Annotated in this window: 17 protein-coding genes and 1 pseudogene; 8 read left to right on the top strand and 10 right to left on the bottom strand. The window is 67.1% G+C overall.

Annotation, left to right across the window (positions count from 1 at the left end; translation table 11 throughout):
• From AB4Z37_RS30580 to AB4Z37_RS30560, 5 genes and pseudogenes are all read right to left on the bottom strand, one after another.
• A pseudogene (locus AB4Z37_RS30580) lies at nt 1–147 on the bottom strand (porin family protein); the annotation flags it as partial.
• Nucleotides 148–564: 417 nt separating this feature from the next.
• Nucleotides 565–993 carry an HIT family protein gene (locus tag AB4Z37_RS30575; RefSeq protein WP_441520483.1) on the bottom strand — a complete coding sequence of 143 codons (429 nt, stop codon included), beginning with the start codon at nt 991–993 and terminating at the stop codon, nt 565–567.
• Between the two features lie 69 nt (nt 994–1,062).
• A complete protein-coding gene (locus tag AB4Z37_RS30570; RefSeq protein ID WP_441520482.1) occupies nt 1,063–2,238 on the bottom strand; it encodes a GNAT family N-acetyltransferase in 1,176 nt (391 codons plus the stop codon).
• Nucleotides 2,239–2,341: 103 nt separating this feature from the next.
• Nucleotides 2,342–3,094, bottom strand: a complete 753-nt coding sequence (locus AB4Z37_RS30565; protein WP_441520481.1) for a glycerophosphodiester phosphodiesterase — start codon at nt 3,092–3,094, stop codon at nt 2,342–2,344.
• Between the two features lie 5 nt (nt 3,095–3,099).
• The gene (locus AB4Z37_RS30560) at nt 3,100–3,567 is read right to left on the bottom strand and encodes a RidA family protein (protein ID WP_441520480.1); all 468 of its coding nucleotides are present in this window, start codon (nt 3,565–3,567) and stop codon (nt 3,100–3,102) included.
• Nucleotides 3,568–4,004: 437 nt separating this feature from the next.
• On the opposite strand from AB4Z37_RS30560, the gene AB4Z37_RS30555 reads away from it, so the two are divergent.
• The gene (locus tag AB4Z37_RS30555) at nt 4,005–4,856 is read left to right on the top strand and encodes a cell envelope integrity EipB family protein (protein ID WP_441520486.1); all 852 of its coding nucleotides are present in this window, start codon (nt 4,005–4,007) and stop codon (nt 4,854–4,856) included.
• Nucleotides 4,857–4,965: 109 nt separating this feature from the next.
• Here AB4Z37_RS30555 and AB4Z37_RS30550 read toward each other — a convergent pair whose 3' ends face one another.
• Both AB4Z37_RS30550 and AB4Z37_RS30545 read right to left on the bottom strand, forming a co-directional pair.
• Nucleotides 4,966–6,243: a DNA polymerase IV gene (locus AB4Z37_RS30550; RefSeq protein WP_441520479.1), complete on the bottom strand. Its 1,278-nt coding sequence runs from the start codon at nt 6,241–6,243 to the stop codon at nt 4,966–4,968.
• The gene (locus tag AB4Z37_RS30545; protein WP_441520478.1) at nt 6,240–6,539 is read right to left on the bottom strand and encodes a DUF3572 domain-containing protein; all 300 of its coding nucleotides are present in this window, start codon (nt 6,537–6,539) and stop codon (nt 6,240–6,242) included. Before AB4Z37_RS30545 ends, AB4Z37_RS30550 begins: the two co-directional genes overlap by 4 nt.
• Nucleotides 6,540–6,738: 199 nt before the next feature.
• Here AB4Z37_RS30545 and AB4Z37_RS30540 point away from each other — a divergent pair, with 199 nt between their 5' ends.
• Together AB4Z37_RS30540 and AB4Z37_RS30535 are read left to right on the top strand one after the other, a co-directional pair.
• Nucleotides 6,739–7,104: a response regulator gene (locus AB4Z37_RS30540; RefSeq protein ID WP_441520477.1), complete on the top strand. Its 366-nt coding sequence runs from the start codon at nt 6,739–6,741 to the stop codon at nt 7,102–7,104.
• Nucleotides 7,105–7,116: 12 nt separating this feature from the next.
• Complete coding sequence (locus tag AB4Z37_RS30535) at nt 7,117–8,490, top strand: PleD family two-component system response regulator (RefSeq protein WP_441520476.1); 1,374 nt, start codon at nt 7,117–7,119, stop codon at nt 8,488–8,490.
• 25 nt (nt 8,491–8,515) lie between these two features.
• Here AB4Z37_RS30535 and AB4Z37_RS30530 read toward each other — a convergent pair whose 3' ends face one another.
• Nucleotides 8,516–9,196, bottom strand: a complete 681-nt coding sequence (locus AB4Z37_RS30530) for a TetR/AcrR family transcriptional regulator (RefSeq protein ID WP_441520475.1) — start codon at nt 9,194–9,196, stop codon at nt 8,516–8,518.
• Nucleotides 9,197–9,346: 150 nt separating this feature from the next.
• Here AB4Z37_RS30530 and AB4Z37_RS30525 point away from each other — a divergent pair, with 150 nt between their 5' ends.
• Nucleotides 9,347–10,591, top strand: coding sequence for an MFS transporter (locus AB4Z37_RS30525; protein WP_441520474.1), 1,245 nt, complete (start codon nt 9,347–9,349; stop codon nt 10,589–10,591).
• A 111-nt stretch (nt 10,592–10,702) separates the two neighbouring features.
• Here the strand turns inward: AB4Z37_RS30525 and rpmG are convergent, their stop codons facing one another.
• Together rpmG and AB4Z37_RS30515 are read right to left on the bottom strand one after the other, a co-directional pair.
• Nucleotides 10,703–10,870 carry a 50S ribosomal protein L33 gene (gene rpmG / locus AB4Z37_RS30520; protein ID WP_002712167.1) on the bottom strand — a complete coding sequence of 56 codons (168 nt, stop codon included), beginning with the start codon at nt 10,868–10,870 and terminating at the stop codon, nt 10,703–10,705.
• A gap of 165 nt (nt 10,871–11,035) precedes the next feature.
• Nucleotides 11,036–11,506 (bottom strand): DUF2867 domain-containing protein, encoded by a 471-nt coding sequence (locus AB4Z37_RS30515; protein ID WP_441520473.1) that lies wholly within the window; start codon nt 11,504–11,506, stop codon nt 11,036–11,038.
• 243 nt (nt 11,507–11,749) lie between these two features.
• Here AB4Z37_RS30515 and AB4Z37_RS30510 point away from each other — a divergent pair, with 243 nt between their 5' ends.
• The 4 genes from AB4Z37_RS30510 (at nt 11,750) to AB4Z37_RS30495 (ending at nt 14,169) form a co-directional block, all read left to right on the top strand.
• Nucleotides 11,750–11,989, top strand: coding sequence for a hypothetical protein (locus AB4Z37_RS30510; RefSeq protein WP_441520472.1), 240 nt, complete (start codon nt 11,750–11,752; stop codon nt 11,987–11,989).
• A gap of 141 nt (nt 11,990–12,130) precedes the next feature.
• The gene (locus AB4Z37_RS30505; protein WP_441520471.1) at nt 12,131–12,499 is read left to right on the top strand and encodes a hypothetical protein; all 369 of its coding nucleotides are present in this window, start codon (nt 12,131–12,133) and stop codon (nt 12,497–12,499) included.
• Nucleotides 12,492–13,043, top strand: coding sequence for an RNA polymerase sigma factor (locus AB4Z37_RS30500; protein WP_441520470.1), 552 nt, complete (start codon nt 12,492–12,494; stop codon nt 13,041–13,043). The genes AB4Z37_RS30505 and AB4Z37_RS30500 overlap by 8 nt, the downstream gene beginning before the upstream one ends.
• Before the next feature lie 118 nt (nt 13,044–13,161).
• Nucleotides 13,162–14,169, top strand: coding sequence for a FecR family protein (locus AB4Z37_RS30495; RefSeq protein ID WP_441520469.1), 1,008 nt, complete (start codon nt 13,162–13,164; stop codon nt 14,167–14,169).
• Nucleotides 14,170–14,343: the final 174 nt, after the last annotated feature.

Genomic DNA, 14,343 nt, shown 5'->3' with positions numbered 1-14,343 from the left:
ACCGCCGATGTAGAAACCGGTCCAGTTGTAGATCGGAGCAGGCACATAGGCCGGCGCCTTGGTGTAGGTACGGGCCGGCAGGTCAGCCGCGAAAGCCGACGTGCCCAGCGCGATCAGCGCCACGCTGCCCAGCAGGATCTTCTTCATCATCGTATTCTCCACTACATCCCCACGCGCACTGAGACGGCGCGCTTGAATGGCCGGGTGATACAGGGATTCCATTAAGAAAGCTGTGACGCGTCGGCAACACACAGAGGCTGTCGTGCGAAAAAATGGAACCGCTAACTCCTTGAAAATGACATCAAATTTCCAAATTTTCTGGAGCGGTTCCAAGTTTCGCTAACCCGCAATCCTTGCCGAAAAAAGTTCAACTCGAAATGATCTGGCAAGGGTTTGAAAGTGCACGCAGAAATAGCGCGGTCGTCGACCTGCGACGATTTGCTGAGGCCGTGCGAGCAAAAAATCTAGCCGGATATGAGTGGCGGCGACCGCGCGGCCTGCCCAAAAGAGTGGGGCCTCGCGCCGGGCGCGGGCCCCTGATCACAGGAACGTGAGTGCCATGCGCTACGCGGCGCCAAGGGCGGCGATCAGGCGCGTGGCGTGATCCTCGAGCACCTGCGGCGTCTCCTTGTGGCTCATCGGCGGCAGCAGCGCGACGCCGGTGGTGCGCGGCATCACATGCATGTGCAGGTGGAACACGGCCTGGCCGCCGGCATGTTCGTTGAACTGCTGCACGGTGATGCCGTCGGCGTTGAACGCCTTGCGGGCGGCGCTGGCGATCTTGTGCGCGGTGCGGGCGACATGGGCGAAGTCGTCGGCCGTGATGTCGAGGATGTTGCGCGCAGGCGCCTTCGGGATCACCAGCACATGGCCCGGCGAGCGCGGCATGATGTCGAGGAAAGCGAGGGTATGCGGGTCCTCATAGACCTTGTAGCAGGGGATCTCCCCACGCAGGATTTTGGCAAAGATGTTCTCGGGGTCGTATGCCGTCATCGGGGCCTCTTGCTTGCGAACCATCGCGCGGCGCCACTCTCGCCGCCGCGCCAGAGCCGGTCAAGCCGCTCAGCCCTGATCGTCGCCCGCCTTGCGGAACGGACCAGCGTCGGTCATCTCGCTGATGTCGTCGGCGACATGGGCGCGCTCATGCGTCAGATACTCGCGCACCGCGCGGCGGAAGCCGGGGTCGGGGATATAGTGGGCGGAATACGTCGTCTGCGGCAGGTAGCCGCGCGCCACCTTGTGCTCGCCCTGGGCGCCGGCCTCGACCCACGTCAGGCGGTTGGCGATCGCATAGTCGATGGCCTGATAGTAGCAGACCTCGAAATGCAGGAAGGGGTGATGCTCGATGGCGCCCCAGTTGCGGCCGAACAGCGTGTCGGAGCCGATGAAGTTGATCGCGCCCGCGATCCAGCGATCGTCGCGCTTCGCCATCACCAGCAGGACATGGTCGCGCATGGTTTCGCCGATCTCGGCGTAGAACTTGCGGTTGAGATAGGGCCGGCCCCATTTGCGCGAGCCGGTCTCCATATAGAACTCGAAATAGGCGTCCCACGCCTCCTCGGTGATGGCCTCGCCGGTGAGGTGGTGAATGGTGATGCCGGCGGCGAGCGCATCGCGGCGCTCGCGCCGGATCGCCTTGCGGTGGCGCGAGGCGAGGTTGCCGAGAAAATCCTCGAAGCTCGCATAACCTTCATTGTGCCAGTGAAACTGACGGTCGGTGCGCTGCAGGAAGCCGTGCTCGGCGAGACGCTGCCATTCCTGCTCGCGGGCGAAGGTGACATGCACCGAGGAGGCGTCGGTCGCGTCGCAGAGCCCGATCAGGCCGCGCGCGAGCATGGAGGCGATCGCGTCGCGGTCGACACCGTCGCGGATCAGAAGGCGCGGTCCGGTGGCGGGGGTGAACGGCACGGTGGCCTGCAGCTTGGGATAGTAGCGCCCGCCGGCGCGTTCATAGGCGTCGGCCCAGCCATGGTCGAAGACGTATTCGCCCTGGGAGTGCGCCTTCAGATAGCAGGGCACGATGCCGACGATCGCGCCGTCACGACGTGCCACCAGATGGCGCGCGCCCCAGCCGGCGCGGGCGCTGGCCGAGCCGGAGGCTTCCAGCGCGGCGAAAAAGGCATGGGACACGAACGGATTGAACGCCTCGCCGGCCGGATGGGCACAGGCGTCCCAGTCGGCGGCCGGGATCCTGGCGACGGAGGGAACGGCTTCAAGCGTCAGGTCGGGCTCAGGCATTCAGCGGGCAGGGCGGTTGCGCGGCAAGGGGCGGTGGTCGGTGATGTCCATCGGTGTCCTTCAGATCGGAACGCGCGCGCCATTTTGCAAGCGGGCGCGGCCGTCATGGCTGCGGCACGAACCCCTCGAAGATCATCTGGTCGGCATGGCGCGCGGCGCGCTGGCGCTGTTCCGTGGTGCGCACCGTCCAGGTCAGCAGCGGGCAGCCGAACACGTTGCGGGCGATCCAGGGCGCCGGCGCCGGCAATTGCTCGATCCAGTAGGCGACGAAATGCGGCTGGGTGTGAAAGCCATGGCGCAGCCCCAGCATGGCGTTGCGCTGCGCAAGGGGCAGATGCTGCCAGTAGTCGTCGTCATAGCTGCGCTGGGCGACGATCCCGCGCGGCAGCGACGGCGCGATCTCGCGCACCGCCAGCACCTGATCCGGATCGAACGACATCGCGACCGCGGGGCCGCTGTACTCCGCGAGCACCTGCGCCATCCGCCGCACCAGCCGCCGGTCGCCCGTGAACGCGCTCTTGACCTCGATCACCAGCGGGACGCGTCCTGCGACCAGGGTGCAGAGATCACTGAGCGTCATCATGCGGTCGGTGGTGTCGCGAAACGCCACCGCCTTGAGCTGTGCCGCCGTCAGGTCGGCGAGCTTGCCGGTGCCCTCGGTCAGCCGGCCGAGCGCGGCGTCATGATGCACCATCGCTTCGCCGTCGGCGGAGAGCTGGATGTCGACCTCGATGGCGAAGCCGCGCGCGGCCGCAGCCGCGGCCGCGGCCGGCATGTTCTCGATGATGCCGCGCGCGCGGTCGTGCAGTCCACGATGCGCGACCGGGCGCGCCGTCAGCCAGTCGGGGGCGCGCATCGCGGTCAGGCGACCTCGAAGACCGCTTCGACTTCCACCGCCGCGTCCGAGGGCAGGGCGGCGACGCCGACGGTGGTGCGCGCATGGCGCCCCTTGTCGCCGAACGCTTCGACCATCAGGTCGGAGGCGCCGTTCAGCACCTTCGGGCCGTCGAGGAAGTCGGGAGCTGCGTTGACGAAGCCGCCGAGCCGCACCACGCGGGTGACCTTGTCGAGGTCGCCGAGCGCGGCCTTGACCTGGGCGAGCAGGTTGATCGCGCAGGCCCGTGCGGCGGCGCTGCCCTGTTCGATGCTGACGCCGGCGCCGAGCTTGCCCTTCGCGACCAGCTGGCGGTCGGCGCCGAAGCACACCTGGCCGGACACGAACAGCAGGTTGCCGGTGCGCACGAAGCCGACATAGTTCGCAACCGGTGCCGCCGGCGCATGCAAGGTGATGCCCAATGTCGCGAGTTTCTGCTCAACCGTTCCGGCCATTGTGTGTGTCCTCGATCCCAGGTTGCGGCGCGCCGGCTCGGCTGTGTCGGCTTTCAAGCCGATTTGACCGGAGCTCGTGTCCCGGTTCTAACATTTGCGCCACTTTGCGGAAGGCTTTTTTGCGAATGTCAGAATCAGAGGGACACTTGCAAATATAAGATTCTAGAGTGGTTTTGGACCTGACATTCGCTTGATGGACTGGCGGAGATGCCGAAGCGAATGCCAGATCCACCAAACCGGCCTTATTTCACCCATCAACGGGCGCCATGCAAGTTTGGCAATGACAGGAAACATGGCCGTTTTTTAATGGAGCCGGCGACGGTTTCGAGAGCTATCCCGATTGCGGCGCACCATGGCGGCAACTATGGTTTGATTCGTTTGTCCAAGGAGGCGGCATGCGTCGCTCGCAGCTCTACGTTCGCTCAAGTGCCGTGACCATGCGCAAGATCGCGCCGCTGTTGGCTGCTGCCGTGCTGACCTTCACCGCCGGCGATACCGTGCGGGCGGCGCCTGCGGCCAGCGTGCCTTTCCTCGCCCATCAGGCGGTCTATGATCTCAGCCTGCGCAAGGCGCGCGGCAATGCCGCGGTGAACAGCGCGCGCGGGCGCATCCTCTACAGTTTCTCGGGCAGCAGCTGCGATGGCTACACCACCGACTTCCGCCAGGTGTCGGAGCTCGACAGCGGCGAGAGCAGGACCACCATGAGTGACCTGCGCTCCACCAGCTGGGAAGAAGCCGACGGCAAGAGCTATCGCTTCAAGGTCGAGACGCGGATGAACGACAACGCCCCGGCCGCGGTCGATGGCATGGCCGAGCGCACCGCCCACGGCATCACGGTGAAGCTGAAGCAGCCGCAGCAGAAGACCTTCAACCTCGGCGAGGAGACGGTGTTTCCGACCGAGCAGGTCAAGCGCATCATCGCAGCGGCCAAGGCGGGCAAGACGATCCTTGAGCTCGTGGTCTATGACGGTTCGGACGATGGCGAAAAGGTCTACAACACCCTGACGGTGATCGGTCAGCCGATCCCCGGAGACCGCAAGCCGGCGCAGCCCGACGCCAGCAGCGACAGCGATGCGCTCAAGAGCATGACCCGCTGGCCGGTGACGGTGAGCTATTATGATCGCGCGGCGAAGTCCGACGCCGGCGAGCAGACCCCGGTCTATGCGATGTCGTTCGAGCTCTACGAGAACGGCGTGTCGCGGGCGCTGGTGCTCGATTACAACGATTTCGTCATCGCCGGCGCGATGGGCAAGATCGACGTCAAGGATACCAAGCCCTGCAAGCCGTGAATTCTTCAAGTCGTGAATTCTTCAAGCCTTGAGTTCCTGTAAGCCTTGCACTGAGCGTTTCGGGTCGGCGGCTGCGGACGCGCCAAGCCGGCCGCTTCCTCTGTCTGCTTCAGTCTGACTTGGCTGGACCGTCATAGGCGATGCCGCGGATCACGGCGGCCGAGCCGAATTTTTTCCTGAGGTCATCCATGGCCCGCTCCGCATGGGCGGAGCGGCGATCCAGCATGTCGGTATCGTCGGCGGCGCTGGCGCCGGGCTTCAGCGCGCTGACGCCGGCACCGATCAGGCGGAATGCGGTGCCGTCGATTTCCCTCGCGAGCATGTCCCGCGCCGTCGCGAAGATGCGGCCGGCGAGCTGGGTCGGCGCGTTGATCGACTGCGAGCGCGTGCGCTGGCGGAAATCCGCCGTCTTGAGCTTGAGCGTGATGGTGGAGCCCGCGAGCTCGCCGCTCTTGAGGCGGCCGGAGACTTTCTCGCACAGCCGCCACAGCACCTTCTCCAGCGTCGCCAGGTCCTTGATGTCGCTTTCGAACGTGGTCTCGTTCGAAATCGTCTTGGCGTCACGGTCGGCAATCACCAGGCGATCGTCGATGCCGCGCGCCAGCCGCCACAGCCGCCGTCCTTCCGGGCCGAACTGCCGCATCAGCTCGATCTCGTCAGCACGCTGCAGGTCGCCGATCAGGCGGAAACCGCGCTGGGCGAGCTTGGCTTCGGTGGCGGGGCCGACGCCATAGATGAAGCCGACCGGCTTTGTCGCCAGCATTGCGGCGGCTTCCGCCTGGTCGAGGGCAGCGAAGCCGCGCGGCTTGTCGAGATCAGAGGCGACCTTGGCGATGAATTTGTTGACCGACAGGCCGATCGAGACGGTGATGCCGATGTCGCGCTCGACGTCGCGGGCGAAGCGCGCCAGCACCTTCGCCGGGATCATGCCATGCAGCCGCTCGGTGCCGCCGAGGTCGAGGAAAGCCTCGTCGATCGACAGCGGTTCGACCAGCGGCGTCAGCGCCAGCATGGCGGCGCGGACCTCGCGGCCGACGCGGACATACTTGGCCATGTCGGGCGGGATGACGACGGCGTCCGGGCAGCGCTCCAGCGCCTGGAACATCGGCATCGCCGAGCGCACACCATAGGTGCGCGCGATGTAGCAGGCCGCCGACACCACGCCGCGCTTGCCGCCGCCGATGATCACCGGCTGGTCGGCAATGTCGGGACGATCGCGCTTCTCGACGGTCGCATAGAACGCATCGCAGTCGATGTGCGCCAGCGTCAGGCCGGGGAGGTTGTGGTGGCGCACGATGCGGGGGGAGCCGCACGCCGTGCATCGCGTGGTCGTGCGTGGCAGGTCTGCCAGACAGTCGCGGCAGAAGCACTGCGGCGCCTCGCTCACGGGTCCTCACGCTCCCATGTCGGCCCGCCCAGCACCTCGCGGGCGTTGGAGACGATCTTGGCGTCGAGATGCGACGATTCGCAGAAGGCGAGCAGCGCCGCCTCGTCGCGCAGCAGGAAATCCAGCACGCCGGTGAGGAATTCGGGGTCTTTCGCGGCCGTGCGCAGGGTTTCCGGCCCGATGCCGGTCTCGGCCAGGAAGGCGCCCAGCCGCTCGACATCGCCGGCGATGAAGGAAAGCGCCTGAATCGCCACGATTTCAGCAACTTCGCGGGGATCGTGCGATCGCTTTGTCATCAATTCTGTTTGCCTTTCCGTAACTTATCGTCTCTATTTTGAATCATCATGCCCGAGTCAGCGGAGCCTTATCAAGCGACGCCATGGTCCGACTCGTGCTGTGATCGCGCTGTCCACGTTGTTTTGAAATGAGCGCCTGGCGCGGCGAAAGTGATTGTTTGCCGATGACGGATGCATTGCACCGGATAGGAGGGACGGGATGGCCAAAACCGTCCTGATCGTGGAAGACAACGAGCTCAACATGAAGCTCTTCCGCGACCTGCTGGAGGCCCATGGCTACCAGACCGTCGGAACCAACCGGGGGACCGATGCGCTCGACCTCGTGCGCCGGCACCGGCCCGACCTGATTCTGATGGATATTCAGCTGCCCGAAGTCTCCGGGCTCGATGTGACGCGCTGGATCAAGAACGATCCGGAGCTGCGCGCCATCCCCATCATCGCCGTCACCGCGTTCGCCATGAAGGGCGACGAGGAGCGGATCCGCGAAGGCGGCTGCGAGGCCTACCTGTCGAAGCCGATCTCGGTCGGGAAATTCATTGAAACGGTCCGGCAGTTCATCGGATAAGATGAGGTTGCGATGTCCGCACGCATTCTGGTCGTCGACGACATTCCAGCCAATGTGAAGCTGCTGGAAGCCCGCCTGTCCGCCGAATACTTCGACGTGCTGACCGCCAGCAGCGGCGCCCAGGCGCTGGAGATCTGCGAGCGCGCCGAATGCGACATCGTGCTGCTCGACGTCATGATGCCGGACATGGACGGCTTCGAGGTGTGCCGCCGCCTGAAGTCCAATCCGAAGACCCACTTCATTCCGGTGGTGATGGTGACCGCGCTCGATCATCCCTCCGACCGCGTCAAGGGGCTGGAGGCGGGCGCCGACGATTTCCTGACCAAGCCGGTGTCGGACGTGGTGCTGATCGCCCGTGTCCGCTCGCTGACGCGGCTGAAGATGATGACCGACGAGCTGCGCATGCGCGCGATCACCTCGTTCGAGATCGGCATCCAGAGCCCGGAGCGGGAGGCGGTGGCCGATGTCGGCAAGGGCGGCCGCATCCTGCTGGTCGACGACCGCCCCTCGTCCTATGAGCGGCTTGCGCCGGTGCTCAGCACCGAGCACACCGTCGACGTCGAGACCGATCCGAACGAGGCGCTGTTTCACGCCGCGGAGGGCAGATACGATCTCCTGATCGTCTCGCTCAGCCTCGAGAACTTCGACGGCCTGCGGCTGTGCAGCCAGGCGCGCTCGCTCGATCGGACCCGCCAGGTTCCGATCCTGGCGCTGGCGGATGCCGACAACAATGCGCGGCTGCTGCGGGGCCTCGAGATCGGCGTCAACGACTACCTGCTGCGCCCGGTCGACAAGAACGAGCTTCTGGCCCGCGCGCGCACCCAGATCCGCCGCCGCCGTTACACCGATCACCTGCGCGACAACGTGCAGAGCTCGATCGAGATGGCGATCACCGACGCGCTGACCGGCCTGCACAACCGCCGCTACATGGAAAGTCATCTCGCGACGCTCGCCGAGCAGGCCGCCACGCGCGGCAAGCCGCTGGCGCTGATGATGCTCGACATCGACTTCTTCAAGTCGATCAACGACAGCTATGGCCATGACGCCGGTGACGACGTGCTGCGCGAGTTCGCGGTGCGCATCCGCAAGTCGATCCGCGGCATCGATCTCGCCTGCCGTTACGGCGGCGAGGAGTTCGTGGTGGTGATGCCGGAGACCGACATCAGTGTCGCGGCGATGGTCGGCGAGCGGCTGCGCCGCTCGATCGCCGGCGAGCCGTTCGCGATCGAGAAGGGCGCGCGGCGCATCGACGTCACCATCTCGATCGGCATCGCCGTGCTCGGCGGTAACGGCGAGCCGGTCGCTGACGTCATGAAGCGCGCCGACCAGGCGCTGTACCGCGCCAAGCACGACGGCCGCAACCGCGTCGTCGCCAACGCCGCCTGAACGGCGACGGCGCAGTCCAATCCGCTTACGTTTTTGCGCCTCGCGACCGGCGCGTGGCGTGCGCCGTCTTCGGTGTGCGGCGAGGGGCGGCCGCCTCGCGTGCGGCCCGCGGCGCGGCGGCGAGCGGCGCATCGAGCTGTACTCCGGCGTTACGCAGCAGCACGGCGGCCGCGGCTTTCGCCGCCTGCGCCATCGCCGGATCCCGGCGCACCAGGTCGGCGGCGATTGCGCCGTCGATCAGCACCACGATCTGGGTGGCGAGGCGATCGGCCTCGGCGGCGCCGAGCTGTGTCAGCAGATCCCGCGCCCACAGCCGGCGGCTCTCCTTGAAGTCGAGGGCGATGCGCCGTGCCGCATGGTCCTCGCTGCTGAGCTCGGCCACCGCGTTGACGAACGGGCAGCCGCGATAGTCGCTACGGCCCGAGGCGCGCGCCAGACGATCGAACGCCCCGAGCAACTGCTCGAGCGGCGGCTTGTCGGAGGCGGGCACCGGCGTCGAGCGGCGTGACAGGTAGGCGGCGATCAGCAGGTCCTTGGACGGGAAGTGATTGTAGAGCGTGCGTTTGCTGATGCCGACCTCGGCCGCCACCGTGTCGACGCCGACGGCACGGATGCCCTGCAGGTAGAACAGGCGGTCGGCCGCGGCGAGGATCCGCTCCTTCATGGTCGGCTTGGGCGAACCCGGCTGTGCGGGAGTGGCTGGCATGACACAGACCTGTGTTCTTTTCCCTTGACGCTGGGGGCGCTGCCGACTCTAATTACACAGATCGGTGTAATCAAGTCGCGAAAACGGCGGCAAAGGGGAGGCCGCGGGCCGCAACGGCCGAGCGGACAAGACCTCGGGAGAACAACAACAATGCCGACGACCGTGCTGCGAACCCTGCGTCCTGCGTTGCCCATCCTGATCGGGGCGTCGGTGATGCTCAGCCTCAGTATGGGGCTGCGGCAGAGTCTCGGCATCTTCATGCAGCCGCTGACCCATGACATCGGCATCTCGGTCGCCGATTTCACGCTGGCGATCGCGGTGCAAAACCTCGCCTGGGGCTTCCTGCAGCCACCGGCTGGTGCATTGACGGTCCGCTACGGCTTCCGCCCGGTCATGATGGCCGGCGCGCTGCTCTATGTGGCCGGGCTGGTGCTGATGGCGGCGGCGCAGGGCCTGCTCGCCATCATGCTCGGGGCGGGGCTCCTGATCGGCGTTTCGCTGGCCTGCACGGCGGCCGCGATCGCGATGTCGGTGGCGACGCGGGCCACGCCGCCGGCGGTGCGCAGCACCGTGCTCGGCATCGTGTCGGGCGCCGGATCGCTCGGCGCGCTGATGGCGGCGCCGCTCGGCCAGGTCCTCAGCCAGGCCCACGGCTGGCGCATCGGGCTGGTCGGCTTCGTCATCCTCGCGCTGGCGCTGATTCCGTCAGCTTGGTTCGCCGGCAAGGTGGACCGCGTGCCGCTGCCCAAGCCTACGGGCGCTGAGATCCGCGAGACGTCGGCGGGCGTCGCGCTGCGTGGTGCGCTCGGCAGCGCGCCGTTCGTGGTGATGACCGCAGCCTATTTCGTCTGCGGCATGCAGCTCGTGTTCATCACCACGCATCTGCCGTCCTATCTGCAGTTCTGCGGCATGGATCCGATGTTGAGCGCACAGGCGCTCGGCGTGATCGGCGGCTTCAACGTGCTCGGCAGCCTGTTCTTCGGCTGGGCCGGCGGGCGCTGGAACAAGCTGATGCTGCTCGGCATGATCTATGTCGCGCGCTCGCTGGTGCTGGCCTGGTATTTCATGTCGCCGCCGACGGCGACGAGCACGCTGGTGTTCGCCGCGATGATGGGCTTTCTCTGGCTCGGCGTCGGCCCGCTGGTCGCGGGAGCAGTGGCGGAGATGTTCGGGCTGCGCTGGCAAGCGATGATCCAGGGCGTCGCCTTCATGAGCCACCAGATCGGCAGCTTCCTCGGCGCCTATGGCGGCGGCATCATCTACGACGTGTTCGGATCCTACACGCTGGCCTGGCGGTTCGGCGTCGCGCTGGGGCTGACCGCGGGTGTCGTGCAGGTGGCGTTCGCCCTGGTACGGCCGTCAGAGCCGCCACTGGTTGCCGCCGGGCGGGGCTGACCAAAGGTCAGGCCGGTAAGACAACAGGGAGCCAGAACAAAAAACGGGGCCGCAAGGCCCCGTCCCGTCGATCGGCAGACGGCTCGCGCCAGCGGCGCGATCTGCGATCGCTTACTTGATCTTGGCTTCCCGGAACTCGACGTGCTTCTTCGCGACCGGGTCGTACTTCTTCTTGACCAGCTTGTCGGTCATGGTGCGCGAGTTCTTCTTGGCCACGTAATAGAAGCCGGTGTCGGCGCTGGAAACCAGCTTGACCTTGATGGTGACCGCTTTGGCCATGCGAAACCCTCGGGTGTTCTGAAAAATGCGAAAAGCGGGCCAGCCACGCCGGACCCGCGTTTGGGCGGCAAACTAGCCGGGAACGCCGCAAAGTCAAGCTTTTGGCAAGAAAATCACGGGTCTTTCTCGCCTCGCGGGCCCCGGAACCGGCGCTTACAGCCGATTTCAGGCCTTTTTCACCCCGATTTGCCGCATCATCCGTGGCACGATCAGGCGATGGAACGGCAGCACCAGGCACAGATAGGCGCGACCGAGTCGGTTGTGGGTGCGCACCAGGGTGGTTCCGGTGACCTCGCCAGTGCCGGGGGCCTCGATCACCAGGCGAAAATCGAGGTGCCGGTCGTCTATTCCGAGCACGACCCGGTCGGGTGCTTCGCTGAGCACGGGGAAGATGCCGAGGCGGGTCATGCTCTCGGGCAGCGGCTCGCGGCCATGCTTGAGCCCGAACGGCGACACGAGGAGGTTGCGCAGCGCCAGCAGCGCCGCGACCCACGGCAGCGGCTGCGTGGCGCGCCGTGCGACGGTGAAGGCGTCGAGCTGCGGATCGACGGCGTCGATGCGGTAGGCATCGGCGAAATCGGCGCCCTGCAGCAGCGCCGCATGTCGGGGATCAGGAGACACGGGCTGCACCTTCATGATGTCTCTCCTCGCACCGGCCGGGGGAGCGCCGCGACAGCGTGCGGACCGGGGTTTGCCGATCGTAGCAACCCTGGCGGCGCGTGCGCCGGACAAATTGTCCAAGGTGACAACCCACCGCAGACTCCTGTGAACGGCATTGTCACGATTCTGTCGTCGACGGGGGACTAGTGTCCGCGCCGTTTGCCGGCTCGCAGCGGGGGGAATGGATCCCGCGCGACCGGCTGCGCCAGGGAAGACTGCGTGCGTTGCGAATCCGAGCGGCCGTGTCAGGCCATTCCGCCCGCCTTCAATCGCGGCCGTGCCGGCTGGGCGGCCCTCTGGCTGATGCTCGCGCTGACGTCCGGCGCGATGCGGTCCGCCGTCGCGCAGCACGATGCGGCCGCGCCGTTCGATATTCCCGCCCAGCCACTCGCCGCGGCGCTCGACGCCTACAGTGCTGCGACCGGTCTCGTCGCCGTCTACAATGGACGTCTCGCCTAGGGGCGAATCTCCAACGCCGTCCGCGGCATCTTCGCGCCCGAGCAGGCGCTGCACCTGCTGCTGCGGGACAGCGGCCTCGTTGCCCAGTACACCTCGGCGGGGGCTTTTGTTGTCGTCGTCGCGCCGGACGATCCGGGACTGATGCGGACGCCCGCCGCGATCGCGCGCGCCGCATTGTCGGCGCAGGACGCCGTGGAGCGACGCTATTCTGCGCTGCTGCAGCAAAGCGTCAACGAAGCGCTGTGCGGCAGGCCGCTGACGCGGCCCGGCGACTACCGCGCCGCGCTCAGCCTGTGGGTCGGCGCGGATGGCGCGGTGACGCGGGTTCGCCTGTTGAGTTCGACCGGCGACGTGCAGCGCGATGCGCAGATCATTGACGGCGCCACCGCGGTCGCGGTCGGCGAGCCGCCGCCGGCACGGATGGCGCAGCCCTTCACCATGGTGCTGCTGCCGCGCGCCTCGGGCGGCGTCGTCGCCTGCACGGCCACGGAGAACCATCGCCGTGGCTGACGAGCGCGACGAAGCCAATGCGGCCGGCACGGGCCATGGCGCCCCCGCGCTGCGTGCGCTGCTGACCGAGCGCTATGGCGACCTGAAATCGCGTCTGGCGCGGCGGCTGGGCTCGACCGAATGGGCGGAGGACGCGCTGCAGGACACCTATCTGCGCCTCGACGGTGCCGAGGCGGTCGGCAAGGTCCGCAATCCCGTCGCCTACCTGTTTCGCGCCGCCTTCAACATCGCGCTCAACCAGCGCCGCGCCGAGGTCCGCCGTCTCGGCGCGGCGGAGGTCGACGACCTCCTGCACATCGCCGACGATGCGCCGGACGCCCAGCGCATCATCGAGGGCCGCTCGGACATCGAGCGGCTGAAGCACATCATGGCGGAACTGCCGCCGCGGCCGCGCGCCATCCTCCTGGCAGCGCGCCTCGAGGGGCTGTCGCGGCAGGCGATCGCGCAGCGCTTTCGGATTTCCGTCAGCCTCGTGGAAAAGGAGCTGCGCCGGGCGCAGGAATATTGCGTCACCCGTTTTCGCCAGGGCCGCGGGAGGCGTTGACGATGATCCCTCAACAAATTGATGCGGGTTTGAGCATCCACAGGTGTCTATGCAACGGAGGGGCCTTGAGCCGCTCCGCCGGCAGGATTGCGACGGCCGGGGTGGACGCGAGAGGGCGATGGTGGTGACCGACGGGCAGACGGAGGAGCTGGCGGCCTTGCAGGCCGAGGCCCTGGCGTGGGTCCGGCGCCTGACCTCGGGCGAGGCGACGACGGCCGATGCGGCGGCGCTGCGGCAGTGGTGCGCGCGCAGCCCGGCCCATGCGGCGGCCTTGTCGGAGGCGCGCCAGTTCTGGGATGCGTTCGGTCCGGCTGGCCGCAGCCTGCTCGATGACGAGCGGGCGGCGGCCGATCGCGCGCGGATTGCGACGGCCTCCCGCCGCATCGGCCGGCGGGCGCTGCTCGGCGGTGCGCTCGCGGCGTCCGCGGCGGGCGTGATGGTGGTGCGGCCACCGCTCGGACTGTGGCCGTCGGTGTTTGAGCTGCGCGCCGACTATCGCACCGCCACCGGCGAGCAGCGTCACGTCACGGTCGCCGACGGCATTTCGGTGCAGATGAACACCCGCACCAGCCTGTCGGTCGGTGCCGGATCTGACGCCCGCACGGTGGAGCTGATCGCAGGCGAGGCCTCGTTCAACCTCGCGCAGCAGGCGCGAGCCACGGGCGCAGAGAGCGAAGGGCTGTTCCGCGTCGTCGCCGCCGGCGGCCGCACCACGACGCGCGGTGCGAAGTTCGATGTCCGCATGACCGGCGCGACGGTGTGCGTGACATGCCTTGCCGATGACGTGCGCGTCGAGCTGGGCGCGCAGGCGGTGACGCTGTCATCGCGTCAGCAGGTCGTCTACGGCGCCGACGGCCTGCGCCCGGTGGCGGCGATCGATCCCGCCGTCGTCGCGGCTTGGCAGCAGGGCCTGATCGTCTGCAACATGCAGCCGCTCGCCGAGGTCATCGACGAGCTCAACCGCTATCGCGCCGGACACATTGTCTTGCTCAACGCCGACGCCGGGCGCCTGCCCGTGAACGGCCGCTTCCGGATCGACCGGCCCGACGAGGCGCTGGCGCAGATCGAGCAGGCGTTCGGCGTGCGCCGGCGCTCGCTGCCGGGCGGCGTGGTGCTGTTGTCGTAATCATGCACGCACGCGATCGCGTGTGATGTGAGGCGGCCAGCGGCGAATCGCCGGTTCCCCGCTGACACCGAACTTTCATAAAAATCCTTTGAGGCTTTGCAGGTCCCTGGGTGTCTCAGCATTGAGGCGTGCGTACCGCGCGCGCGAATGCTGAAAGGACACGTCATGCCGCTT

It is taken from the genome of Bradyrhizobium sp. 2TAF24, assembly GCF_052115025.1.
In the GTDB taxonomy this organism is placed as follows: domain Bacteria; phylum Pseudomonadota; class Alphaproteobacteria; order Rhizobiales; family Xanthobacteraceae; genus Bradyrhizobium_A.
The sequence above is the reverse complement of the archived record's forward strand: the minus strand, read 5'-3'. Positions and strand labels throughout refer to the sequence as shown.